Annotated in this window: 13 protein-coding genes; 10 read left to right on the top strand and 3 right to left on the bottom strand. The window is 70.4% G+C overall.

Annotated features, from left to right (window positions below):
* Window positions 1-240 precede the first annotated feature (240 nt).
* From HNR22_RS08605 to HNR22_RS08585, 5 genes are all read left to right on the top strand, one after another.
* Window positions 241-597 (top strand): nuclear transport factor 2 family protein, encoded by a 357-nt coding sequence (locus tag HNR22_RS08605; RefSeq protein WP_179779909.1) that lies wholly within the window; start codon window positions 241-243, stop codon window positions 595-597.
* 140 nt (window positions 598-737) lie between these two features.
* Entirely contained in the window at window positions 738-1,511 is a 774-nt protein-coding gene (locus HNR22_RS08600; protein WP_179779908.1) for a golvesin C-terminal-like domain-containing protein, read from the top strand.
* A complete protein-coding gene (locus HNR22_RS31820; RefSeq protein WP_179779907.1) occupies window positions 1,501-4,191 on the top strand; it encodes a right-handed parallel beta-helix repeat-containing protein in 2,691 nt (896 codons plus the stop codon). Before HNR22_RS08600 ends, HNR22_RS31820 begins: the two co-directional genes overlap by 11 nt.
* 8 nt (window positions 4,192-4,199) lie before the next feature.
* Window positions 4,200-8,186 (top strand): type VII secretion protein EccCa, encoded by a 3,987-nt coding sequence (eccCa, locus tag HNR22_RS08590; RefSeq protein WP_179779906.1) that lies wholly within the window; start codon window positions 4,200-4,202, stop codon window positions 8,184-8,186.
* Between the two features lie 11 nt (window positions 8,187-8,197).
* On the top strand, window positions 8,198-9,538 hold the full coding sequence (locus tag HNR22_RS08585; protein WP_179779905.1) for an EsaB/YukD family protein: 1,341 nt from the start codon (window positions 8,198-8,200) through the stop codon (window positions 9,536-9,538).
* Window positions 9,539-9,543: 5 nt separating this feature from the next.
* Here the strand turns inward: HNR22_RS08585 and HNR22_RS08580 are convergent, their stop codons facing one another.
* A complete protein-coding gene (locus HNR22_RS08580) occupies window positions 9,544-10,167 on the bottom strand; it encodes a response regulator transcription factor (RefSeq protein WP_179779904.1) in 624 nt (207 codons plus the stop codon).
* A gap of 177 nt (window positions 10,168-10,344) precedes the next feature.
* On the opposite strand from HNR22_RS08580, the gene HNR22_RS08575 reads away from it, so the two are divergent.
* From HNR22_RS08575 to HNR22_RS08555, 5 genes are all read left to right on the top strand, one after another.
* Window positions 10,345-16,836 (top strand): beta strand repeat-containing protein, encoded by a 6,492-nt coding sequence (locus HNR22_RS08575; protein WP_179779903.1) that lies wholly within the window; start codon window positions 10,345-10,347, stop codon window positions 16,834-16,836.
* Window positions 16,837-16,950: 114 nt separating this feature from the next.
* Entirely contained in the window at window positions 16,951-17,271 is a 321-nt protein-coding gene (locus HNR22_RS08570; protein ID WP_179779902.1) for a WXG100 family type VII secretion target, read from the top strand.
* 27 nt (window positions 17,272-17,298) lie between these two features.
* Window positions 17,299-17,613 carry a WXG100 family type VII secretion target gene (locus HNR22_RS08565; RefSeq protein WP_179779901.1) on the top strand — a complete coding sequence of 105 codons (315 nt, stop codon included), beginning with the start codon at window positions 17,299-17,301 and terminating at the stop codon, window positions 17,611-17,613.
* An 11-nt stretch (window positions 17,614-17,624) separates the two neighbouring features.
* Window positions 17,625-17,933 (top strand): YbaB/EbfC family nucleoid-associated protein, encoded by a 309-nt coding sequence (locus HNR22_RS08560; RefSeq protein ID WP_179779900.1) that lies wholly within the window; start codon window positions 17,625-17,627, stop codon window positions 17,931-17,933.
* A gap of 356 nt (window positions 17,934-18,289) precedes the next feature.
* Window positions 18,290-18,616 carry a hypothetical protein gene (locus tag HNR22_RS08555; RefSeq protein WP_179779899.1) on the top strand — a complete coding sequence of 109 codons (327 nt, stop codon included), beginning with the start codon at window positions 18,290-18,292 and terminating at the stop codon, window positions 18,614-18,616.
* Between the two features lie 90 nt (window positions 18,617-18,706).
* Here HNR22_RS08555 and HNR22_RS08550 read toward each other — a convergent pair whose 3' ends face one another.
* Both HNR22_RS08550 and HNR22_RS08545 read right to left on the bottom strand, forming a co-directional pair.
* On the bottom strand, window positions 18,707-25,087 hold the full coding sequence (locus tag HNR22_RS08550) for a hypothetical protein (RefSeq protein WP_179779898.1): 6,381 nt from the start codon (window positions 25,085-25,087) through the stop codon (window positions 18,707-18,709).
* Window positions 25,088-25,096: 9 nt separating this feature from the next.
* Complete coding sequence (locus HNR22_RS08545) at window positions 25,097-25,585, bottom strand: hypothetical protein (protein ID WP_179779897.1); 489 nt, start codon at window positions 25,583-25,585, stop codon at window positions 25,097-25,099.
* Window positions 25,586-25,713 lie beyond the last annotated feature (128 nt).

The raw sequence follows: 25,713 nt of genomic DNA, 5'->3' as shown, positions 1-25,713 counted from the left end.
GAGTGGAACCATTGCCGTCGGTGATGGTTCCACTCCGTTGTGCGCCATCGAGCACTTCCAACTGGTTCGCACAGCACGGATGGTTCCCCGTTTCGGAGCAAGGTGGAGGACCGTCTCGGGTGGCCGATCGGGTCATGCCGAAGTTCGGTTGTGCCGCGAACGCCGTACTGGGGTGACGTCGCCGTTCTGCCGCGAGCGAACCCGCTTGTCTTGTTGCGGGGCCCTGCGGAGGATCGGTGGATGGATCTCCATACTGCGGAACGGCAGCTCCAAGCCGCTCAGCGTGCCGCCGATGTCGAGTCCCTCGACGCGCTTCTGCACCCTCAGGTCGTGGGTGCTGGACCGGATGGCACGGTTTTTACGAAGGAAGATGACCTGGAAAGCTACCGCTCGGGGGCTCTGCGAATCACGAACCTGGTGGAGGAGTCGCTCGACGTCCAGGTAGACGGTGAGACCGGGGTGACCCGCACTGTCGCTGCGGTGGATGCCGTTCAGGGCGGTGCCGTTATGTCCGCGCGGTTGCGCTACACCCGGCTGTGGGTGCGTGAGGACGGCAAGTGGCGGGTGTTGGCCGCCACCTTCGTCCCGGTCCAGTGAGCGCCTGGACCTTCGCTGCTTGACCCTGCCACGCGGGTGGACCGGGCTCCTGTCCCCTGTTCGCGGGGCTTGGCCGCGTCCCCGCAGTGTGCGCGATGATCCGTGCCAGCTACACACCGGCAAGCCGAGCGCGGAGCAGCATGACTGGGGCAACGAGAACTGAACATCCGGCCGGGCCGGACGTCGAGCACCGGGCGTCCGAGGAGCTCAGTCGGCGCAGCCAGTTCGTCCGGGCCTTCGTCGAACACGCGGCCGAGCGCCCGGCGAGTGAGCGGATGACCGTCCGGCTGCCGACGCTGATCACCGTGACCGCGCTGGTAGCGGTGGGTGCCGTCGTCGTCGGGGTGTTCTGGAACCTGGTCAAGCCGATGAGCCCCGCCCAGAAGGCGGCTTTCAAGGGCAAGGCGCCGGCCAGCTCGGCCCCGCCGGTCGCGGGCTTCACCGCGGTCGCCGGCTGGGACTGCGAGGCGCGTGCCGACCGCGGGTTCGACGCCCAGGGCCGCACCGCGCAGTGGCGGACGATCGGCACCGGTGGCTGGAAGCAGGACGGCTGCCGCGGCACGTTCGGGACGCTGCCCCTGCCCACCGAAGAGCGGACCCAGGCGCAGACGTCGACATGGTCGTTCAGCACTGGCGAGCGCATCACCTCCTGCCAGGTCAGCGTCTATGTGCCGGCGGTGTCCGGAACCACACTCGCCGACGGCGTCAAGTACACGATCACCACCGGGACCTCCGGCACGCCGTACGCCAACTTCACTGTCGACCAGCACAAGGCCGCCGGCACCTGGGTCGGTGTCGGGACCTACCCGGTACACCGCAACGAGATCGCCGTGCGGCTCGACGCGAAGGATGCCTCCGGAGCCAGACAGGCGCGGATCGTCCTTGCCCAGGTGCGGGTGAACTGTGCGTCCTGAGGTGGCCGCGGCCAAGATCGAACGGGTCTCCACCCGGGCGTGGAGCCGGCACCGCACGATCGGTGCGGCCGTGCGCGCCGCCAAGCCGGGCACGGTCGTCGCGGTGGCCGCCGGCACCTATCGCGAGTGCCTCGTGCTGGACGGCACGGTCACCGTCATGGCCGAGAACGAGGACGGTCTGGTCGAGTTGGTCGCGGCCGAAGGGCCCGCCCTGCTGGTGCGCGCCGGCACGGTCACCGCGCGTGGCCTGACGATCCGCGGCGATGTCACCGCCACCTCCGGGCACCTGAACCTGGAGGACAGCCGGATCGCCGCCGGGTCGGTGCAGCTCACCGGCCGTGCCACGGCCCGGCTGACCGGCTGCTCGGTGGACGGCGCCGAGGACGTGGCGGTGGGCGTGGCCGACGGGGCCAGACTCGATGCCGAACGGCTGCGGGTGACCGGAGCCGCGGTGTCCGCGACCGGGTCGGCCGTACTCACCCTCACCGACGCCGTGCTCACCGACGCCCCCGGGGTCGCGGTCCGCCTCGCGGGGACCGCCTCGGCCGTGCTCACCGGTTGCGACATCGGCGGAGCCGCCGACGCCGGCGTCGAGGTCCGCGACGCCAGCGTGCTGCGCCTGTCCGGCAGCCAGGTGCACGACGTCGGCGGCGACGGCGTCCGCGTGCTCGGCAACCTGCCCGGAGACCGCGCCTGGTGGGCGTCCGTGCGGCCCGGCCGAGCCGACGACCACGAGATCGCCGAGCCGCCGGAGGGCGCCGGCGTCATCGTGCGTGACTGCGAGATCAGCCGCACCGGCGCGGCCGGGCTCGTCACCGGTGGCACCTCCAGCACGCTGCTGGTGGACACCACCGTCAACCGGGCTGGCACCGCCGGGGTGCTGGCCGCTCAGCACAGCCGGCTGGGCGTACGCAATTCCACAGTGACCGACAGCGTGCAGACCGGGCTTGCCCTGCGCGACGACGCCGAGGTTCGCTGGACCGGCGGCGCGCTGAGCACCGCTGCCGCCAACGGCGTCTTCGCGGTCGGCGCCAGCCGGCTGCTGATGCGCGACAGCGCCGTGACCACCTGCGGATTCACCGCCGTGCACCTGACCGGCGCGGCCGCGGTCACCCTGCTCGACGTCACCGTCGAGGGCACCTCCGAGCTGGGCGTGCGCGCCTCCGGCGCGGCGATCCTGAATGTGCGCGGCGGCCGGGTCGAGCGGGCCGAGTTGGGCGGCATCCAGATCGACGAGACCGCCGACGCCCAGCTGCGCGGGCTGACCGTGGCCAGGTGCCACACCGGCGTACGGATCGACACCCCGCACCGGCCGCTGCTGCAGGACTGCGTCATCCGCGACATCGCCCAGACCGGAGTGGAGGTCGCGGCCGGCGCGGCGCCGTCGATCACGCGGACCGCCGTACGCGGCTGCGGCGCCGCCGGCATCTTCGTCGATGTCGACGCCGAGCCGCTGCTCGACGACTGCGAGGTCGCCGAGATCGGTGGCAGCGGGATAGCCGTCTGGACCGGCGCGCGCCCATCGGTGCGGCGGCTGACGGTCACCGACACGAAGAAGAACGGCATCTATTTCGGAACGGGCGCGCACGGCAGCATCGCCGACTCGACGTTCTCCCGGACCGGGTATCCCGCCATATACATCGGCGACGACGCCGACCCGGCGTTCCACCGGTGTGCCGTACGCGAAACGGACGAGGACGTCAGCCAGGGCGACCGGGCGTCGGCGACCTTCACCGAATGCCACAGCTCGGGGGTCGGCGCGGCGCGCTGGCCCTCGGTCGCCGTGCCGGTGGCGGTCGGTGCCCCGGCGGCGGTCGTCACCTCGGCGGCTGGCTTCGCGCTCCAGCCCGACACCGTCGAGCTGCAGCCGCTGCTCGACCAACTCGACGAGCTGATCGGGCTCACCAGGGTCAAGCGGGACGTCGGGACGATGGTCAAGCTGATGCACCTGGTGAAGCGGCGCCGCGAGGCCGGCCTGGCGCCTCCGCCGATGTCCCGGCACCTGGTGTTCGCCGGCAACCCCGGCACCGGCAAGACGACCGTCGCCCGGCTCTACGGTCAACTGCTCGCCGCGCTGGGCATGCTCGGCAGCGGCCACCTCGTCGAGGTCGACCGCGGCATGCTCGTCGGCGAGTACGTCGGACACACCGCACCCAAGACCCAGGCCGCGTTCGAGCGCGCGCTCGGCGGGGTGCTGTTCATCGACGAGGCGTACGCGCTGGTGCCCGAGGACCAGGGCGGCGACTTCGGCCGCGAGGCGATCTCCACGCTGGTCAAGCTCATGGAGGACCACCGCGAGGAGGTCGTCGTCATCGTGGCCGGCTACCCCGACCAGATGCGCCACTTCATCGCCGCCAACCCGGGCCTGTCGTCCCGGTTCTCGCGCACCCTGACCTTCGACGACTACTCCGAGGCCGACATGGTCCGAATCGTCGCGAAACAGGCCAAGGACCATGACTACCGGCTCTCCGACGGCGCCCAGGACCGATTGGCCGAGTTCTTTGCCACCATCGACCGCGGCGAAGGCTTCGGCAACGGTCGGTACGCGCGCAAGGTCTTCCAGGAGATGACCGAGCAGCACGCCGGGCGCATCAGCGCCCTCGACGATCCCACTGACGAACAGCTCAGCACGCTGGAAGCCGCCGACCTGACCGACGTCGACTTCGACGTCCGAGGCTGAGGAGCCTGATGAGCCGCCTGGCCTTCCACCGCCCCGCCCGGATGTTGTTGCCGCAGCTGCCGGCGCAGACGGTGACCCTGCCCAGCCCGCCGGAACCGCCCAACGACAACCAGGCGAACTCCGCGTGGACGCTGATTCTGCCCCTGTTGAGCAGCGTCGGCATGGCCGCGTACATGATCACGTTTGGCAAACCCGCGCTGATCATCATCGGTGTGCTGTTCTTCCTCACCTCCACCGGCGCGGTCATCGCGATGCGGATGCAGCAGCGCAGCACCAGCGGCCGCACCGCCCGCAAGCAGCGCATCCGCTATCGCCGGCACCTCGCGCTGGCCCGCGACCAGGCCCGCGGGGTCGCCCAGGCCCAGCGGACTGTCGCGGCGCTGGCCGACCCCGATCCGCAGCGACTCTGGTCGATCAGCATCAACCGGCACCGCGTGTGGGAACGACGCCAGGACGACGCCGACTTCCTGCGGGTCCGGGTCGGGCGCGGGGCGGTACGGCTGGCCACCCCGATCGAGCTCGACCCCAAGATGGACCCGCTGGGCGAATACGACTGGGACTCCATGCAGGCGGCGCACCGGCTGATCGACCGGATGGGCCACCTCGACGACCAGCCGATGATCATCGACGTCGGCAACGCCGGAGTCATCAGCGTCGTCGGCGAGGCGGCCCGCACCGACCTGCTCACCCGAGCCCTGCTGTGCCAGATCGCCGTCCTGCACGCACCCGACGACGTCACCCTGGTGGTCGAGACCGCCAGATCTGAACACTGGGAATGGACCAAGTGGTTGCCGCACACCTTCGAGCCGGACGCCCGCAGTGACAGCGGATCGGTGTCGCTGGTCGCCGAGGACCCCGACGTCCTGGCCACCTTCCTGCAGGCCGAACTCACCCGACGCACCGAACTGCAGACCACCCGGCGCAATGGGTTCAGTGGCGATCGTCCCGCCGCCAAGCAGCGGCGGTTGGTCGTGCTCTTCACCGGATTCGCGCCGTTCTCCGAATGGGGCCGCTCCGACCTGATGGCCGCCCTGCTCGCCGGGGCCGGACCCCAGCTCGGCCTCACTCTGATCTTCTGTGGCGACCGGGAACTGGACGAACCCAGCCGGGTCGACCTGCGGATCCGCTTCGACGACGCCGGGCACGTGGTCACCGAAGGACGCGGCGAACTGGTCGTCACCCCGGCGATGCGCTGCCGCCCCGACGACGTGTCGCCGTTGCTGGCCGAGCTCATCGCGCGCAACCTCGCGCCGCTGCGGCTCAGCGACGAACGCGACCAGGTACTCACCCGCACCCGCTCGCTCAGCGAGATGATCCTCGGCACCGACCCCGGTCGCGGCGACGTCACCAGTCGATGGGTCACCGCCGGCGACCCGCGGATGCTGCGCGCCCCGATCGGGGTGGACGGCGACGGCCAGACCGTCGTGCTCGACATCAAGGAATCCGCACAGGGCGGCTCCGGGCCGCATGGCCTGATCGTCGGTGCCACCGGCTCCGGCAAGAGCGAACTGCTGCGTACGCTGGTCACCGGCCTCGCGCTGACCCACTCGCCGGAGCTTCTCAGCTTCGTCCTCATCGACTTCAAGGGCGGCGCGGCGTTCGCGCCGCTGCAGGGCCTGCCCCACGTCTCCGGGCTGATCACCAACCTCGCCGACGACGCCGCCATGATCGACCGGGTGCTCGCCGCCCTCATGGGCGAACAGCAGCGCCGTCAGCGGATCCTGCGTGACGCCGGCAACGTCGACACCGTCCGCGAATACCAGATGCGCCGCGCGGCCGGCGCCAGCGCAGCCGACGGCACCCCGCTCGAACCGCTTCCCACGCTGCTCATCGTGGTCGACGAGTTCGGCGAGCTGCTCTCCGGGCGCCCCGAGTTCGCCGAGCTGTTCGTCCAGATCGGCCGGGTCGGCCGCAGCCTCGGCATGCACCTGCTCATGGCCACCCAACGGCTCGAGGAGGGCAAGCTGCGCGGACTGGACTCGCACCTGTCCTACCGGATCTGCCTGCGCACCTTCAGCGCCGCCGAGAGCCGAACGGTCATCGGCACCACCGACGCATACAAACTCCCCCCTATCCCCGGCTCGGCGTACCTGAAAGTGGACGAGTCGATCTACCAGCGATTCCGCGTCGCCCACGTCTCCGCCCCCTACGTCAGCGCGGAGGAACGGTTCAGCGCCGGCCGTGGCGACGGCGCGCTGCTGCCGTTCGACCTGCGCACCTACACCTCGATCGCGCAGGAGACCGACGAGTCGCAGCTGACCGCCCGGCCCGGCCCGACCGAGCTGAAGATCCTGGTGGACCGGCTGACCTCGGTCACCAGCCCCGCGCACCAGGTGTGGCTGCCGCCGCTGCCCGCTGCGCTCGCCCTCGACCACCTGATCGGCCGGCCCTCCGTTCAGGAGAAACGCGGCTACTCCGCGCACGTCTGGCCGCTGTCCGGGCGCCTCGCCGTGCCGATCGGCCTGCTCGACCTGCCAGTCAAACAGGACCAGGAAACGCTGGTCATGGACTTCGGCGGCGCTCACGGACACCTCGCCGCCGTCGGCGCGCCACGGACCGGGCGCAGCTCGCTCCTGCGCACGATCATGCTCGCCGCAATGCTCACCCACACCCCCGAGGAGATGCGGTTCTACTGCATCGACTTCGGCGGTGGGACACTTCACCCGTACGCGGCGGCGCCACACGTCGGCACGGTCGCCGGTCGTGCCGAACCCGACCTGGTCAGCCGCACCTTCGCCGAGATGCGCGCACTGATCGTCGAACGGGAACGCACCATGCGCGCCAAGGGCATCGAGACCTTTGCTGACCTCGGCGCCCCGCACGTCTTCCTGATGATCGACAACTGGGGTGCGCTGCGCACCGAGTTCGAGGGCGCCGAAGCCGCGGTCAACGAGATCGCCGCGCGCGGCCTGGGCGCCGGAGTCCACCTGGTGATCACCTCTGGACGCTGGAACGACATCCGGCCCGCCCTGCGCGACAGCATCGGCACCCGCATGGAGCTGCGCCTCAACGACCCGAGCGAATCCGACGTCAACCGCCGCATCGCCGCCCGGGTGCCCGCCGGGGTGCCGGGCCGCGGCATCAGCGCACCGGGCATCTACTTCCAGCTCGTGCTGCCCCGCCTCGACGGCGTCGACTCCGCGGACGGGCTGCGCGAAGCCCAGGAGGACATCATCGCCCGGATCGCCGAGCACTGGACCGGTCCTTCGGCACCCCCGATCCGGCTGCTGCCACAGCGCATCACCGTCACCGAGCTGCCCGCCCTGGCCGCCGCCACCCCCGCGACCGTGCCGATCGGCGTCGCCGAGAACGACCTGCGCACCGTCGGGCTCGACCTCACCAACGGCGACCCGCACTTCCTCATCTACGGCGACGCCGGGTCCGGCAAGAGCACCCTCTTGCGTACGTGGCTGACCGGGCTCACCGAACGCATTTCCCCGTACGACATGCGGGTGGTCCTCTTCGACTACCGCCACTCGCTCATGGACGCCGTGGGACCCGACCACCTCGGCGCGTACGCCGGTGACGCCGACAGCGCACAGGTCTACGTTCAGAACGTCGTCGACAAACTCAAGGAACGAATCCCGCCGCCCGGCATCACCCCCGCCCAGCTCAAAGCCCGCGACTGGTGGGAAGGCACGGAAATCTACGTCGTCGTCGACGACTACGACCTGCTCGCCGGCGGCCCGCAGGCCGTGCTCGCCCCGCTCATACCGTTCGTCCCGCAGGCCCGCGAGGTCGGCCTGCACCTCGTCCTCGCCCGCCGGGTCGCCGGCATGGTCCGCTCCGGCATGTCCGACCAGCTCGCCAGCCGCATCCGCGACATGGGCTGCGGCGGCCTGGTGCTCTCCGGCGACCACCGCGAAGGCGTCATCCTCGGCGACGAACGCGCCGTCCAGCGCCCGCCCGGCCGCGGTGTCCTGGTCCGGCGCGGCCACCCCAACCAGCTCATCCAGACCGCCGTTCCCGTGCCGGCGCTCGAACCCGTCAACTGAAAGGCCGTCGCATGGCGAACGAACACACCCGTGTCACAGTGGTGGGCACCTATCGCAGCGTCGACATCGCCCTGCCGTCGCTCAGCCCGCTGGGGGAATACACCCCCCGCCTCGCCGAGCTCTGCGGCCAGGGCGGCTCCGACCAGCTGCCACCCGTCTGGTCACTGGCCCGCGCCGACACCGGGCCGTTCGCTCTCGACATCGGACTGCTGCAGGCCGGCGTCGTCGACGGCGAGGTGCTCTACCTGTACGACCTCGCAGGGAGCCCGATCGACGTCCTCGACGTCAAAGACATCGACGAGGCCGTCGCCGAGGAAACCGAACAGCTACGCCGCAACACCGTCCACCCCGGGCCCGTCGTGCTCGCCCTCGGGCTCATCCTACTGATCGCGGCGGCCGTCCTGCTCTCGCTGCGTTACCGCGCCGACACCGGCGCGGCTGTGGGACTCACCGTCGCCAGCATGGCTCTGCTCGGGACCGCCTGGGGGTTGCGCCAACGCCAGACCGCGGTGCCGGTCGGCCTCGTGCTGACCGTCGCGCTCACCGCCGTACCCGGCCTCGCTGGCGCCGGTCTGCTCATCGCCCGTGGCCTCGGCGGCAGCGACTGGGCCTGGGGCGGCGCCGCCATCGGCGCCAACACCGCGATGCTCATGGCGATCGCGATATTGCCCGAAACGATCTTCGTCGCGGCCGAGGTCTCTCTGCTCGCGGGCGGTCTGACCGTCGCACTCACCGCCGGACTGGAAGCCGACAGCGTCGAATCCGCCGCGATCGCCGCCACGGTCGCCACCGGGATGCTGGCCCTCGGCCGCCGCCTCGCCGCCCTCATCACGGCCTGGACGCCCGTGCGGCCCGTCCCCGAGCTCGTGCACACCTCGGCCCGGATCCTGCCCATCGTGCTGGCCGGTCCGGTCCTCACCCTCGCCGTGGCCATGCCCCTGCTGGCCCTCTCCGGACGTTCGTTCGCCGTGATCCTCGCCGTCTTCATCTGCATCGCCGTCGCCGTCAGGGCACGTGGGGCGGCGTTCACCACCGAGCTCTACCTGCTCGGCGGGGCGGCAACCATCGGCGTCTTCGGGCTGCTGGTCGCGGCAGCGCGCGCGTTCGCCACCTCCGGCGGTGCGGCAGCCGTCATCCTGCTCGGGGCGGGACTGCTCGTCATCGCGGCCGGAGTGGCGATGAGCGTGTTCATCCCGCCGGCCAAGCCACACGGACCCGGCCCCAAACCGCCGACTCGCCGCAGCCGCGCCGAAGCGCTCGGCGTCCTCGCGGCGATCATTATCGCGCCGCTGACCATGGGCGTCTTCGGCGTCTTCAGCCACCTGATGATGGTGGGACGCACGATCTTCTAGCGCCTCTAGCTCTTCATGGACGTCAAGTGGCCGAGCTCGATCGCGCGGCGGGTCAGCTCGGCCTTGTTGTTGGCGTTCAGCTTCGCGCGGATCCGCTTCGCGTACGTGTTGACCGTCGCCTGGGAAAGGCCCATCCGCGTGGCGATCTGCGAGTGCGTGAAGCCGGACGCAATCCACCGCAACGTCTCCACCTCCCGCGGTGCGAGCCCGCCCTGCTCGTCGGCGGGAGAACCCGGCAACTCGGCCGGGAACCGGTCCGCCAGCCGCGGGCACAGGTAGAAGCCACCCTGCGCGGTCACCCGCATAGCCTCCCGCACCGCCTCCTGCTCCGCGAGTCGGCTCACGCAGCCGCGCGCCCCCGCTCGGATCGCCGCCATCAGCTTCGGACGGCCCGTCCAGTCCGCGCTGATGAGCAGATGCCCGAACGGCGTGGCCCCACGGACCAGCCCCAACGTCGACGCATCCGGCTCCGCCGCATCCAGAACCACCAGGTCGTACGTCGCACCGGCCGGCAGATCCGTCAGCGCAGCCACCGCCGCGACCATCCGCAATTCCGGATCGTCGGCGGCCAGCTTTTCCAGGCCGGCTCGCCAGATCGGCTGATCTGCCACGACAGCGACTTCAAACATTGCTACCTCCCAGACCAGGTCCCGCCATAGAACGGTTGGAAGCCCGTGCCGGTTCGAGGACGTCGCAAAGTTCCTCCCGAAACAGCCTCCGACGTCCCCGAACAAGTGTCTTGCCGTCTGCTCTGTCGTCGCTCCTAGTCTCGAACCGCATCCCCGCCGCCAGTCGAGGAGACCGACGTGCCCACCGAGACCAGCGCCGACGGCACCGTCGTCGACTACGACAGCAACGGCAATCCCGTGCGCCAGCAACTCCCCGACGGAACCGTCTTCGATGGCTTCACCGCCGATGGCAAACCCACCCACGCGATCCTCCCGGGAAACCAGGACGTCTCCATCACCTACGGCGGTGATGGGTCGAGTACGTGGTCGTATGCCGATGGCACGAAGGTTTCCCGAGACTCGTCGGGGGCGTTGACGCACCAGAGCACGTCTGATGGGGCGTCGTTCGATCGGTTCACGGCTGATGGTAGGCCGACGCATGGCAGTGTGCCGGGGGCCGATGGGCAGCCGCCGCAGAGCGTGGACATCGCCTACGGCGGTGATGGCAGTAGCAGTTGGACCTACGCCGATGGCACGAAGGTTGATCGGGATGCCGCTGGTGACATCACGCGTGAGGCGACCTCGGACGGTGCGTCGTTCGACCGGTTCACGGCCGATGGCAGGCCGACGCATGGCAGTGTGCCGGGCGCCGATGGGCAGCCGGCGCAGGCGGTGGACATCACGTACGGCGGTGACGGCAGCAGTACGTGGACCTATGCCGACGGTACGAAGGTTTCCCGAGACTCGTCGGGGGCGTTGACGCACCAGAGCACGTCTGATGGGGCGTCGTTCGATCGGTTCACGGCTGATGGTAGGCCGACGCATGGCAGTGTGCCGGGGGCCGATGGGCAGCCGCCGCAGAGCGTGGACATCGCCTATGGCGGTGACGGCAGCAGTACCTGGACGTATGGCGATGGCACGACGGTGGACCGTAATGCGGCTGGTGACATTACCCGTGAGGTGACTGCGGATGGGGCGTTGTTCGACAGGTTCACCGCCGATGGCAAGCCGACGCATGGCACTGTGCCGGGGTCGGATGGGCAGCCGGCGCAGGACGTGTCGATCGCCTATGGCGGTGACGGCAGCAGTACCTGGACGTATGGCGATGGCACGACCGTGGACCGCAATGCGGCTGGTGACATCACGCGCGAGGTGACTGCGGATGGGGCGTTGTTCGACAGGTTCACCGCCGATGGCAGGCTGACGCATGGCACTGTGCCGGGGTCGGATGGGCAGCCGGCGCAGGCGGTGGACATCACGTACGGCGGTGACGGGTCGAGTACGTGGACGTACGCGGACGGTACGACGGTGGACCGTAATGCGGTTGGTGACATTACCCGTGAGGTGACTGCGGATGGGGCGTTGTTCGACCGGTTCACCGCCGACGGCAGGCCGACGCATGGCACTGTGCCGGGGTCGGATGGGCAGCCGGCGCAGGCGGTGGACATCACGTACGGCGCTGACGGGTCGAGTACGTGGACGTACGCCGACGGTACGACGGTGGACCGTAATGCGGTTGGTGACATTACCCGTGAGGTGACTGCGGATGGGGCGTTGTTCGACCGGTTCACCGCCGACGGCAGGCCGACGCATGGCACTGTGCCGGGGTCGGATGGGCAGCCGGCGCAGGCGGTGGACATCACGTACGGCGCTGACGGGTCGAGTACGTGGACGTACGCCGACGGTACGACGGTGGACCGTAATGCGGTTGGTGACATTACCCGTGAGGTGACTGCGGATGGGGCGTTGTTCGACCGGTTCACCGCCGACGGCAGGCCGACGCATGGCACTGTGCCGGGGTCGGATGGGCAGCCGGCGCAGGCGGTGGACATCACGTACGGCGCTGACGGGTCGAGTACGTGGACGTACGCCGACGGTACGACCGTGGACCGCAATGCGGCTGGTGACATCACCCGCGAGGTGACTGCGGACGGCGCGTTGTTCGACCGGTTCACCGCCGACGGCAGGCCGACGCATGGCACTGTGCCGGGGTCGGATGGGCAGCCGGCGCAGGCGGTGGACATCACGTACGGCGGTGACGGCAGCAGCACCTGGACGTATAGCGATGGCACGACCGTCGACCGCAATGCGGCCGGTGACATCACCCGCGAGATGACCGCGGATGGGGCGTCCTTCGACAGGTTCACCCCCGACGGCAAACCGACCCACGGCACGATGCCAGGGGCGGATGGGCAGCCGGCACAGGCGGTGGACATCGCTTACGGCGGTGATGGCAGCAGTACGTGGACCTATGCCGACGGTACGACGGTGGACCGTAATGCGGTTGGTGACATTACCCGTGAGGTGACTGCGGATGGGGCGTTGTTCGACCGGTTCACCGCCGACGGCAAGCCCACGCACGGCACGGTGCCGGGGGTCGATGGGCAGCCGGCGCAGGCGGTGGACATCGCTCACGGCGGTGATGGCAGCAGTACGTGGACCTATGCCGACGGTACGACGGTGGACCGTAATGCGGCCGGTGACATCACCCGTGAGGTGACTGCGGATGGGGCCTCGTTCGACAGGTTCACCCCCGACGGCAAGCCCACGCATGGCACCCTGCCGGGGGTCGATGGGCAGCCGGCGCAGGCGGTGGACATCACGTACGGCGGTGACGGCAGCAGCACCTGGACGTATAGCGATGGCACGACCGTCGACCGCAATGCGGCTGGTGACATCACCCGCGAGATGACCGCGGATGGCGCCTCGTTCGACAGGTTCACCCCCGACGGCAAACCGACCCACGGCACGGTGCCAGGGGCGGATGGGCAGCCGGCGCAGGCGGTGGACATCGCCTATGGCGGTGACGGGTCGAGTACGTGGACCTACGCCGACGGTACGACCGTGGACCGCAATGCGGCCGGTGACATTACCCGTGAGGTCACTGCGGATGGGGCCTCGTTCGACAGGTTCACCGCCGACGGCAAGCCCACGCACGGCACCGTGCCGGGAGCCGATGGGCAGCCCGCGCAGGCGGTGGACATCACGTACGGCGGTGATGGCAGCAGTACGTGGACCTATGGCGATGGCACGACAGTGGACCGCAACGCCGCTGGTGACATTACCCGTGAGGTGACTGCGGATGGGGCGTCCTTTGACAGGTTCACCCCCGACGGCAAACCGACCCATGGCACGGTGCCGGGGTCGGAGGGGCAGCCGGCGCAGGACGTGTCGATCGCCTATGGCGGTGACGGGTCGAGCACCTGGACCTACGCGGACGGTACGACCGTCGACCGCAATGCGGCTGGTGACATTACCCGTGAGGTGACTGCGGATGGGGCGTCCTTTGACAGGTTCACCCCCGATGGCAAACCGACCCATGGCACGGTGCCGGGGTCGGAGGGGCAGCCGGCGCAGGACGTGTCGATCGCCTATGGCGGTGACGGGTCGAGCACCTGGACCTACGCGGACGGTACGACCGTCGACCGCAATGCGGCTGGTGACATTACCCGTGAGGTGACTGCGGATGGGGCGTCCTTTGACAGGTTCACCCCCGATGGCAAACCGACCCATGGCACGGTGCCGGGGTCGGAGGGGCAGCCGGCGCAGGACGTGTCGATCGCCTATGGCGGTGACGGGTCGAGCACCTGGACCTACGCGGACGGTACGACCGTCGACCGCAATGCGGCTGGTGACATTACCCGTGAGGTGACTGCGGATGGGGCGTCCTTTGACAGGTTCACCCCCGATGGCAAACCGACCCATGGCACGGTGCCGGGGTCGGAGGGGCAGCCGGCACAGGACGTGTCGATCGCCTATGGCGGTGACGGCAGCAGTACCTGGACGTATGGCGATGGCACGACAGTGGACCGCAATGCGGCTGGTGACATCACCCGCGAGGTGACCGCGGATGGCGCCTCGTTCGACCGGTTCACCGTCGACGGCAGGCCCACGCATGGCACGGTGCCGGGGTCGGAGGGGCAGCCGGCACAGGACGTGTCGATCGCCTATGGCGGCGATGGCAGCAGTACCTGGACGTATGGCGATGGCACGACAGTGGACCGCAATGCGGCTGGTGACATCACCCGCGAGGTGACCGCGGATGGCGCCTCGTTCGACCGGTTCACCGTCGACGGCAGGCCCACGCATGGCACGGTGCCGGGGTCGGAGGGGCAGCCGGCACAGGACGTGTCGATCGCCTATGGCGGCGATGGCAGCAGTACCTGGACGTATGGCGATGGCACGACAGTGGACCGCAATGCGGCTGGTGACATCACCCGCGAGGTAACCGCGGATGGCGCCTCGTTCGACCGGTTCACCGCCGACGGCAAGCCGACCCATGGCACTGTGCCGGGGTCGGAGGGGCAGCCGGCGCAGGCGGTGGACATCACGTACGGCGGTGACGGCAGCAGTACCTGGACGTATGCCGACGGTACGACCGTCGACCGCAATGCGGCTGGTGACATCACGCGCGAGGTGACTGCGGATGGGGCGTTGTTCGACAGGTTCACCGCCGATGGCAAGCCCACGCATGGCACTGTGCCGGGGTCGGAGGGGCAGCCGGCGCAGGAGGTGTCGATCGCCTATGGCGGTGACGGGTCGAGCACCTGGACGTATGCCGACGGTACGACCGTCGACCGCAACGCGGCTGGTGACATCACCCGCGAGGTGACCGCGGATGGGGCCTCGTTCGACCGGTTCACCGCCGACGGCAAACCGACGCATGGCACGGTGCCGGGGGTCGATGGGCAGCCCGCTCAGGCGGTGGACATCACCTACGGCAGTGACGGCAGCAGCACCTGGACGTACGCCGACGGCACAACCGTTGACCGCAACGCCGCTGGTGACATCACCCGCGAGGTGACCGCGGATGGGGCCTCGTTCGACCGGTTCACCGCCGACGGCAAACCGACCCACGGCACGGTGCCAGGGGCCGATGGGCAGCCCGCTCAGGCGGTGGACATCACCTACGGCAGTGACGGCAGCAGCACCTGGACGTACGCCGACGGCACGACCGTCGACCGCAACGCCGCTGGTGACATCACCCGCGAGGTCACTGCGGATGGCGCCTCGTTCGACCGGTTCACCGCCGACGGCAAGCCCACGCACGGCACCGTACCCGGCCAGAACGGGCAGCCGGCCCAGACCGTGGACATCGTCTACCAGGGCGACGGGTCGAGTACGTGGACCTACGCCGACGGCACGACAGTGGACCGGAACCCTGCCGGCGCGGTGGTTCGGCAGACCACCCCCGAGGGCGTGGTCTACGACGCGTTCAGCCAGGACGGCAGGCCCACCCATGGGACGGTTCCCGGCCAGGACGGCAGGCCGGCGCAGCAGGTCGACATCGTCTACAACGGTGACGGGTCGAGTGTCTGGAGCTACCAGGGCGACGGCTCGAAGGTCTTCCGCGCTGCGGACGGGACGGTGACCCGGCAGGAGCTGAAGGACGGCAGCGTCCTCGACCGGTTCAACGGCGACGGCAGGCCCACCCACGGAACCGTGCCGGGGCAGGACGGTCAGCCGGCGCAGCAGGTCGACATCACCTACGGCGCCGACGGGTCGAGTGTCTGGAGCTACCAGGGCGACGGCTCGAAGGTCTTCCGCGCTGCGGACGGGACGGTGACCCGGCAGGAGCTGAAGGACGGCAGCGTCTACGACCGGTTCAACGGCGACGGCAGGCCCACCCACGGAACCGTGCCGGGGCAGGACGGTCAGCCGGCGCAGCAGGTCGACATCACCTACGGCGCCGACGGGTCGAGCATCTGGAGCTACCAGGGCGACGGCACCAAGGTCTACCGCAACGCCGAGGGCGACACCACCCGGCAGGTGCTGAGGGACGGCACGACCTTCGACCAGTTCGACGGGAAGGGCAACCCCACGCACGGCACCGTGCCGAGCAACAACGGGGGGCCGGCCCAGCAGGTCACCATCACGTACGCCCCGGACGGGTCGAGCACTTGGAAGTACGGCGACGGCACGACGATCCAGAGGGACCCGGCGGGAGCCGTGACGGGGATGCAGGCCAGCGGGTGGACCTTCGACACGTTCGACGAGCAGGGACGGCCCACGCACGCCACCGAGGACGGCAAGAACAACGCCGTGGACATCAAGTACGCCGGCGACGGTTCGAGTGTGTGGACGTACCGGGACGGGACAGTCGTTAGCCGTAACCCCGACGGGGACGTCGTACTGATGCAGGCCGACGGGTGGATCTACGACGCGTTCGACGGTCAGGGGCGCCCGACGCGCGGGGTCAAGGACGGCAAGGCCATCACCATTTCGTACGGGGCTGACGGGCTCACCACCATCATGTACGACTCCAAGAACGGGGTGGTCACCGACGACAGGGGCCAGCCGGTCGCCGTCATCGTGGACGGCAAGCGCTACGAGTACGCCGTGCAGATCCCGCTGCTCGGAGAGTCGATCGGCAGTGTGCGTAAGCAGCGTGACTCGATCGAGAGCAGCCTCAATGCGATGGCGATCCACCTGGAGTCGATCTGCGAATCGTGGAACAGCCCGGCGGGGGACAGGTACGAGGTCCTCACCACCGACCTGAAGAAGCTCACCACCGACACCCGCGGGCTGCTCGATGACGCCCTCACGGCGATGCAGAAGTCGTACGACACCTACGTCGCGGCCGAGGGCGCGAACCTGAAGAGCATGACCGCCGAGACGCGGCAGCGCTGACCCCGGGGACTGTCGCGGTGTCCCGCAAAGAGGTCACTCGCGCTGTCCGCGCGGCCACCACCATCCTGATGAAGGCATAACAGCTGTCGACGGCAGCGGAAGGAAGAAGTTGCGATGGACCACATTCTCGTAACACCGGAAATGATCATGGACGCCGCGGCCAGCTGTGACGTAACCGCGACGGATATCGACGGTGAACTGGCCAACCTGCGGACGACTGTGGTGCAGATGCAGTCGATCTGGCACGGCGTCGCGGCCGGGCAGTTCGAGATCCTCATGCACGACTTCGACGTGTTCGGCCGGATGCTGCACAACGCGCTGACCGACATCGGCAGTGGCCTGCGGGGCAACTTCCACAACTACGTCGATGCCGAGCAGGCCAACATCAACAGCCTCGTCGCCGTCAACCAGGACATCCCCGGCGCGAACCTCTAGCCCTCCGCCACGAGACAGGAGAGATCCATGCCAGATCCCACCACCAGTAACCTGCGCGTCCCGGCGGAACTGGAGATGGCTGGGCAGACGCTCAACGCCAAAGCCGCCGAAATCGAAGAGCAACTCGCGGCGCTGATCAACAAGCTGATGCCCCTGCAGGACCAGTGGCAGGGCCCGGCCCAGTCCTATTACCAAGGTCTGCAGCAGGAGTGGAACATCGCCGCCAATGGCCTGTTCGGCGAGACCGGTGTGCTCGGCAAGATCGCGTCCGCGATGAACCTGTCGTGGAACAACTACGCCGAGGGCGAATGGGCCAACGTGCGTACCTGGTCAGGGCGCTGAGGGAGGATCCCATGTCGGACTTGGACCGGATGTTGGAGCAGGCGCAGGCGGTGCAGGAGCAGATGGCCGCCATGCGCGATCGGCTGTCGGCCACCGAGGTCACCGGCACGGCCGCCAACGGTGCGGTACGGGTCTCGATGACTGCGGCCGGCACCTTCACCGCCGTACACCTGAATCCGAACCTGTTCACCGACACCGACCCGGAGGAGATGGAGGAGCTGATGCTCACCGCCCTTCAGGACGCCGGCGCACAGCTGCGCGAGATGACCGAGCGCCGGATGGGCTCGCTCAACGAGATCTTCCAGTCGATCCAGCAGTAGCCGGGTAGACAAGCGGGGCCGACAGCATGCCGACGTAATTCGCCGCACAGGGGGCGTTGCTGCACCGACTGCTGCCGCGTGTCGCCGGCGGCGTACCCGACGAGTTGCGCGCGCAGGCCCGGATGGCCCTGACGGACGACCCGCGCCGCAGCTTCCACGCCCGCGGACCCGCGCTCGGGGTGGGCGGCGCACATGGCACCGGTGCTCGATCTGACGACCGCCCGCGCCGCTGCGCACGGCGACCGCCGACGATGCTGGCGCGGGGTCCCCGCCGGCCTGCGCGATGCGCTGTATCGACGCGTGCGTCGGCGTCCCGGAGACCACCGAGCTCATGGCGGACGTCGTCGATGCGTGGCATGTCGCGTCCAGCAGCAATGCGCGCGTCGTCGCGTTCCAGCACCGCGGTGCGCCGGTCCTGGCTCCCGTCGGCGTTGAACGCGGACGTGCCGGTGGTCCTGGGATCGTGGCAGGCGCGGGTGCCGGAATCGTCGGACGCCAGCCAGCGCACCTGCTCGTTCGCGCTGCGCTGCACCCAGGTGGTGAACCGGACCAGACCCTCGTTGAAGGACGGTGGGCGTGTCCGGCAGCGAGACGGCGTCACTCAGCGCGACCCCTTGCGCCGCCGCGGCGACCGGCAGGACCAGGCGGGCGCGTCCAGCTCAGCGGTGGCGCTGATCAAGTAGGCGTTGACCTACGCGTCGGTCGCCTCGACAAGATGGAAGAAGCCTTCCCGGCGACGGGCAGTGGTGGACATGTCGGTTCCTCTCGCCCGCTCAGCAGTCCATGGCCAGTGCGCCGAGGGTGTGCAGCACCGACTGCCGTGCCGGGTTGGCGACGGCCAGCAGGCGCAAACCGTCCATCAGCGCCAGCTTCGACTCGAGGTGCAGACTCCTGGCCGCGGCGCGCACCTCGGTGACCGGCAGCGGCTCATCCCGGGTGGCGTCGTGGGCGTATCCCAGCAACCGCGCCATCGCCGCGTCCGAGGTCGTCACGACCGGCAGGCCGGTGTGCAGCGCGGGCAGGGCGCTCAGCACCGCGTCGCTCTCGCCGAGCAGCCCGGCGAGCAGCGTGTTCCGGCGGACCGGGTCGGCCTCGGTAAGGAAGGCGTCGCGGATCTCAGCGTGCCCGTTCGCGGCCAGGGTATCGGCCGCCTCGTCCGCCGCCGTCCGCGTATCGGGCGCCGGAGCGGTCAGCTCGGAGTCGCTGATCGGGAGCACCTGGACCTGCTCACCCGGCACCCTGGGTACCCGGCCGAGCAGCTCCGGTCCGGCCGTGGCCAGCTGCACGGTCTCCGGCAGCTCGTGCGACTCGGTGGTCGCCACCTCCTCGCCGCGGAACAGCTCGTCGTACGCGGTCAGCCAGTCCAGCGTGAACGACCGGCCCAGCGCTTCGCTGACCGGCGTCGGCAGGTCGATGGTGGGCAGGTCGTCGAAGGCGGAACCGGCGGCGCGCATCTGCTCGCCGAGCAGGGCACGGTGCAGCAGCAGGACGGGTATCGAACGCACCAGGTCGCTGAGCGTGTCCCGCAGCCCATCCACTGCGGCGGCTACCACCGCCGGGGTGTCACCACCACGTTCGGCCCAGATCTGCGCGGCGGTGCTGGCCTCCCGGATACTGGCATCGAGTTGGCGGGTGATCCGTTGCCGGGTGGCGTCGTCGATGTCCCGGCCCGGCCGGTGCAGGGCAGCGTGGATGTCCGCATGAGCCTGGTCGACCACCGGGCGCGCGGCGCTCTCGTACGCCGTCGACGTCGCCTCCAGCAGCGGCGTGGTGTCGTCCGTGCGCAGCCTGGCCTGGGCGTCGTCGTGGAAGGCCTGCGCGGCCGACTCCGGCACGTCCCGGTCCGCGTCGCCTGCCTCGATCACGGCGGCCTGCACGGTCGCCTCGTGGCGTTGCGCCTGCAGATAGCGGAACGCGGTGCCGCGTACGGCGGTCAGCAGCTGCTCGTAGCGCACCTGCCACTCGTGCTCGGCCGCCTGGAATGCCGGGTCGTCGCCGCGGGTGCCCGCGGCGATCACCGGCGCCCACACCTGGTCGAACAGGTGACGCCCGGCGGCGACGAATTCCGTCCGGAACCGGTCGGCCACCTCGGCGGGCAGCCGGTCGAGCGACGCTGGTTGCGGGCTCCGCTCGGTCCGGGCGGCCGCGTCGGTCATCGCGTTGCCAAAGGCGCCGACGAGATCGGGCCGGAACTGCTCGACGCGCCGCGCGGTGTCGATCCGCGCGGCGTAGTCGGTACGCAGTGCGTCCTGCCGCGCCGTCCACTGCTGCGTCCGCGCGGCCTGGTTCAGGGTGGAGTCTCCGGGCGGGTTCGTCGAAGTGCCGTTGCTGGTGCCGAACCGGTACGACGTCGCGGCCGGCGCTTCGGCCGGGGCGTCGGTGAGGGCGGACGCGAGCAGGCTGATCTGCGGGTTGCCGGGCAGGCCGGCGAGTAGCCGGTCCGCGATCTGCTGTGCCCGCTCCGGCGTGACCGGTTGGCGGGTGCCGACGAACTCGACGGTTGACACGGGCGGCTGCGACGGGTGCAGCTCAGCCAGCGCCGCGCGGATGGCCGGCAGGCTGGTCACCGAGCCGTCGACGACGACGGTCAGGCCCGGGCCGGGGCGTAGCACCAGCCTGGCGGGTTCCATCCCGGCGTGGAGGTGTAGGACGTTGCCCTGTCCGGTCAACGAGAGGCCACTGGGCATCGCGGTGACGTAGGGCGCTTCGTGGGCAAGCGGTGGGCGCATCGGTACGGTCGGTGCCGGCGGCGGCGTCGGGTCCAGCACGACCGGCGGCGCCTGCGGTTTCGCCGCTACCTGCGGTGTCGCCACTGCGTCCACCGGCGTGGCGGAGGCCGCGTCGTGGGCCGGGGCAGCCGGGAGGTCGTGGCCTGGGGTCGGGTTCGTCGATGCGTCGTTGCCGGCGTCGAACCGGTACGACGTCGCGGCTGGTGCCCCGGCCGGGGCGTCGGTGAGGGCGGACGCGAGCAGGCTGATCTGCGGGTTGCCGGGCAGGCCGGTGAGTAGCCGGTCGGCGATCTGCTGTGCCCGCTCCGGTGTGATCGGTTGGCGGGTGCCGACGAACTCGACGGTTGACACGGGTGGCTGCGACGGGTGCAGCTCAGCCAGCGCCGCGCGGATGGCCGGCAGGCTGGTCACCGAGCCGTCGACGACGACGGTCAGGCCCGGGCCGGGGCGTAGCACCAGCCTGGTGGGCGCCGCCCCGGCGTGGAGGTGTACGACGTTGTCCTGCGCGGTCATCGAGAGGCCGTCGGGCATCGCGGCGATGTACGGCGCCTCATGGGTGAGTGGCGCGCGCATCGGTACGGCGGGTGCCGGTGGCGGTGTCGGGTCCAGCACGACCGGCGGCGCCTGCGGTGTCGCCACTGCCTGCGGTTTCGCCACTGCCTGCGGTTTCGCCTTGGCGTCGGTCGGCGTGCCCGGCACCGGGTCGTGCGCCGGTGCGGCCGGCGTGGTCTTCGCCGGATGTCCACCGGGCACGGGGTCGGCAGTCCGCACCTCGGTGCCAGGCGTCTGTTCGGGCCGCGGCTTGCGAAGCACGTTGCGCGGCGTCTCGGCGGGGGTGCCGAGCACGACCTGACCGTCATCGCCCCTGGTCATGGTGCGGGCGGCCGCCGCGTCCGCCGGACCACCGATTCCGGCACCGGGACCCGTGGCGGGCTTGCCACTGCCCAGCGTGCGACCCGGATCGGGCCGCTCACCGGGCGCGCCGGCGTTGGTGCGGGCATCCCGCGCCATCGCGGCGGCGCTGCTCTGCGCGGTGCTGGGTTGCTTGACGAAGGTCAGCGGGCCGTCGTCGGTCTGCGTTACCGATCCGCGAGACGGGCCGCGGCTGGACAGGCCGCCACCCGGCGAACCCGGAGCACCGCCGCCCCCACCGGACGAGTGACCACCGGTGGGCCGGGCACCATCCATGGTGATCGTGCCGGACGCGGTGTCCAATCTGATCTGGTCGGAGGTGATCGCTCGAGGGTTCGCCGGAACGAGAGTGCCGTCCGGCAACACGCGCAGCGAGTCGATCCCGCTGCCGCCGCCCCCGCCGCCGGTGGCCGTGTATCGGCCGATGGTCACCGACCGGGTCTGCGTGCCGATCTCGGCCACCTCAAGCGACGTGGCCCGCACATTCACCGGCTCTGCCGTGGCGTTCGCCTCGTTCCAGCGGTAGTAGGCGCTGTCCGGCGGCGTGCCCTGGCCGGTGCCCTCCCTGCTGAACGACGGGTTGTCGGCCGGCTTGGCAACCGTGACGGGCGGGGCGTCGGGGGCCCGGCCCCAGCCCTTCGGCGGCGCCGCCACGCCTTCGGTCCTCCCCAGCGGCGTCCAGTGGTGGCTCTGTTGGTCCTTGACCAGCAGTGACGTGGGCTCACGCTGGAAGAACACCTCCTTGCCGTCGAGCCGTTGCCCGGTCGACTGCGGCTTGCTGATCTGCTCGGCCGTGAACCTCTCACCCGGGCCGATCGAGCGCGACTGCCAGCCTCGGTTCACCCCCGGCCCGTCCAGATCGTGGAAGCTTGCCTCGCCGGGCTGCGGCTTCACCGGCGGCCCCGACGCGAGCGCTGGCGGCTTCTGGAACGTCAGAAGGTCCACGGTGCCGTCCGGGTTCTGCCGGAGCATCTGCGTGGGTCGGGCGGCGGCGGCCGGTTGGGCCGCCGGTGCGATCGGGTTGACGTCCCACGCCCTGCCGTCGGCGGAGTAGCTGAGGATCTGCTCCTGCGGCTTGCCGCTCAACGGCTTTGAGTGCAGGACGTTCTCGCCCGGGCGCAGCGTGGTCGGGCCCATGGTGCCGTCGGCGCGCAGCTCGGTGTAGGAGAAGGACGTGTCCGGGCCGGTGGCGGGTCGCTCGGGGGCCGGGTCCGCCGCCGGCCGGCCGGGGCCCGCCACCGGATGGGCATCCCCGCCGAGCCGTCGCCCCTCACCCGCGAACATCGGCTCCGCCGAAACCCGCACCAGGTCGGTACGTCCGTCGGGGCCGGTCTGCAGCAGCTGACGCCCGGGCGTCGGGGTGCTGGCCCGGGGCGTGGCCGTAGGCACCGGAGCGTCGGCCCGGGGGGCCGCCGGGTCCGGCCGCAGCGGCACGGCGCCGTGCTCGGTCTGGGCGCCTCCCGCGTCCGCCCGCGCCGGTGCGGGTGGAGCCGACACGTCCAGCAGTCGCGAGTCGACCCTCGTCGCGGCCGACCGGTCGGAATGCCCGGCCACCGCTGTGTCCACCTCACCCGGCCGCGGCGTGGGCCCGGCGAGGTCCTGGGGGCGGGCTGGGCCGGCGGTGGTGTCGCGGGGTGTTTCGAGGATCTTGACGCGTTGGTCGCGTAGTTGCTGGGTGGTGGGGTGTGTGGCGCTGGTGGCGGTGTCGTCGAGTACGTGCCCGCGTCCGTGCGGCGCGGATGGCGTGACGGTGTGCTGTGGTGCCGCGACTTCTGTGGTACGGGGAGGGGCGACGGGTCCGGTGGTGGTGTCGCGGGGTGTTTCGAGGATCTTGACGCGTTGGTCGCGTAGTTGCTGGGTGGTGGGGTGTGTGGCGCTGGTGGCGGTGTCGTCGAGCACGTGGCCGCGTCCGTGCGGCGCGGATGGCGTGACGGTGTGCTGTGGTGCCGCGACTTCTGTGGTACGGGGAGGGGCGACGGGTCCGGTGGTGGTGTCGCGGGGTGTTTCGAGGAACTTGACGCGTTGGTCGCGTAGTTGCTGGGTGGTGGGGTGTGTGGCGCTGGTGGCGGTGTCGTCGAGTACGTGCCCGCGTCCGTGCGGCACGGATGGCGTGACGGTGTGCGAGGTACCGGTGGGGGGCGCGTAGTCCGCGACGACGGGCCGGCCGGTCGGCGGCATCAGGTGGTTGCCGCCGTTCAGCACCGACGTCTCGGGCAGGCCGCCGGGGCGCATGGCGGGCGGCAGCGACGTCCCGTGCGGCACGGTGGCTGGGCCGGTCGAGGGGGTGGAGTGCATCGTCGGGCCGGTGATCGGCGACTCGGGACGGTTGGCGCCAACCTTGGCCGTCCCGATTGGCCCCTGGCCGGTCACGTTGGGGTGGGCCGGTTGGTGGACGACGTTCGCCGCCCGGGTGTTGACCTGCGGGGAGACGTCGCCACGCGCGCCGAGGGCGGGAACGGTGCGGTCGAGGTTCGCCGTCTGTGGCCCGTCGCGGCGCGCGCCACCCTGCGGTGCGGCAGTCGTCGTGGTGGTGTGCGGTGTGGCGAGCGGCTGGTTGACGTGGCCGGTGCCCTGCTGGGTGGACGGACTCACCGATTTCCCGCCACCCGGCACACCGACCGCCAGGCGGCGTGCGTCGCCGGCGGACGATGCCGACGCGGTTGGTGCCGTGTGGCTGCCGGTCGGCACCACCGGCGCGGCCGCGATGTCGCTGGCGCTCACCGCCGGCGTGGCGTCGTTGATGCGGGGTGTGTTGGCGACCCCCGTGCCCTTGATCGGCGCCGGGCTGGTGAGCTGCGCGCCGGCGCCGTCCGGCATGGTGGCCGTCGACGCCTTCGGCAGTGCCTGCATCTTCGGGACCGGCGGGGGAGTGGCGCCGCGGGAACCCCGCAGCGGCACCGCGTTGACGCCCCGGATCGAGAACAGACCGCCCAACGAGCCCGCGAGCAGGATGTTCAGCAGCTCCATGCCGCCCACCTCCAGCGGCAGGCCCATCGCCGCGGAGACGATCCCCCGGGTGCCGAACTCCATCGCGACCTGCATGGAACCGAACGTCAGGAAGCCCAGCGCGAAGTCGATCAGCATGGTGGCGATCCGGCCGGCCACTGCGCTCATGGCCGGCAGCAGGCTGGCGAGCAGGCTCGACAGGGCGGCGAGGGCGGGTGCCAGCACGAACGCGAGGCCGATCGTGAGCAGACCGAGGACGGCCAACACGATCTGGACGATCGCGGCCGCCTTCTCCCGCTTGATCTGCTCCTCGACCTTGCTGGCGTACTCGTCGAGGAAGTCCGCGAACTCCCGCGCCGCATCGGCCATCTTGCCCAGCTTGACGTGCACGGCGTTCGCCGCGGCCGTCGCCGAGAAGTACGCGAACCCCGTCCACTTGATGCCGTTGTAGGCCGACATCACCGTGCCGCCCAGCGACTCCAGTCGATCGGCCTGCGCACGCCACTCGGCCGCGAGCGTACGCAGCTCCTCAGGGCTCGCGCGCCCGTTCCAAACTGTCTTCGGCACGGTGCGTCGTCAGCCGTCGGTCTTCGGGGCGGGGAACGGGTTGGTGTTGTAGTCCACGGTGATCGGCGGCATCGTGCTGTCCTGCGGTCCCCCCTCGCCCTCGCCCTCGCCGGCGATGGCGTGGACGAAAGCGTCGAACATGTCTGTCACGGCGTGCTCGGCGGCGTTGTAGTTCGCCGCCGCCACCACGGCGCCGTAACGGACCCGGTCGAGGATGCCCGGGGTCTCCACCTTGGTGGTGTCGGCTGGGTCGGGGGTGCCGAACAGGCGGTTCTGCACGTCCCGGAGGCGCTCGTTGAACGCGTCGGCCGCCTCGGAACTCTCCCCGACCCAACCGATCTTGAGCTGATCCCAGGTGTCGCCGATTTCCCTCCAGTCGTCCTGCAGGCTGGAGATCAGCGAAGCCATGTAGACGCTCGCGGACCGGTGCATGTAGTACATGTCCACGTTGATCCGCACGGCGGAGGCGTCATAGTTGGTCGCACCGTCACTCACCATGCACGCTCCGTACGTTGGACTCCACCCTCCCGCCGACCGTAGCCACCCGGCAGGGCAGCGCCCCAGACCCCGTTCCGGCGCCGGCGGGTCGTACCAAGAGGGACGTTGCCGCCACCCCGACGCGCGCG

The sequence above is a fragment of the Micromonospora jinlongensis genome, assembly GCF_013410645.1.
Lineage (GTDB): Bacteria > Actinomycetota > Actinomycetes > Mycobacteriales > Micromonosporaceae > Micromonospora > Micromonospora zamorensis.
Note: the sequence above shows the minus strand (reverse complement) of the source record. Positions and strands in the feature narration are given on the sequence as shown.

Coding starts and splice junctions, on each gene's coding strand:
- HNR22_RS08605 (WP_179779909.1), top strand. CDS start 241: ATGGATCTCCATACTGCGGAACGGCAGCTCCAAGCCGCTCAGCGTGCC.
- HNR22_RS08600 (WP_179779908.1), top strand. CDS start 738: ATGACTGGGGCAACGAGAACTGAACATCCGGCCGGGCCGGACGTCGAG.
- eccCa (WP_179779906.1), top strand. CDS start 4,200: ATGAGCCGCCTGGCCTTCCACCGCCCCGCCCGGATGTTGTTGCCGCAG.
- HNR22_RS08585 (WP_179779905.1), top strand. CDS start 8,198: ATGGCGAACGAACACACCCGTGTCACAGTGGTGGGCACCTATCGCAGC.
- HNR22_RS08580 (WP_179779904.1), bottom strand. CDS start 10,167: ATGTTTGAAGTCGCTGTCGTGGCAGATCAGCCGATCTGGCGAGCCGGC.
- HNR22_RS08570 (WP_179779902.1), top strand. CDS start 16,951: ATGGACCACATTCTCGTAACACCGGAAATGATCATGGACGCCGCGGCC.
- HNR22_RS08565 (WP_179779901.1), top strand. CDS start 17,299: ATGCCAGATCCCACCACCAGTAACCTGCGCGTCCCGGCGGAACTGGAG.
- HNR22_RS08560 (WP_179779900.1), top strand. CDS start 17,625: ATGTCGGACTTGGACCGGATGTTGGAGCAGGCGCAGGCGGTGCAGGAG.
- HNR22_RS08555 (WP_179779899.1), top strand. CDS start 18,290: ATGTCGCGTCCAGCAGCAATGCGCGCGTCGTCGCGTTCCAGCACCGCG.
- HNR22_RS08545 (WP_179779897.1), bottom strand. CDS start 25,585: ATGGTGAGTGACGGTGCGACCAACTATGACGCCTCCGCCGTGCGGATC.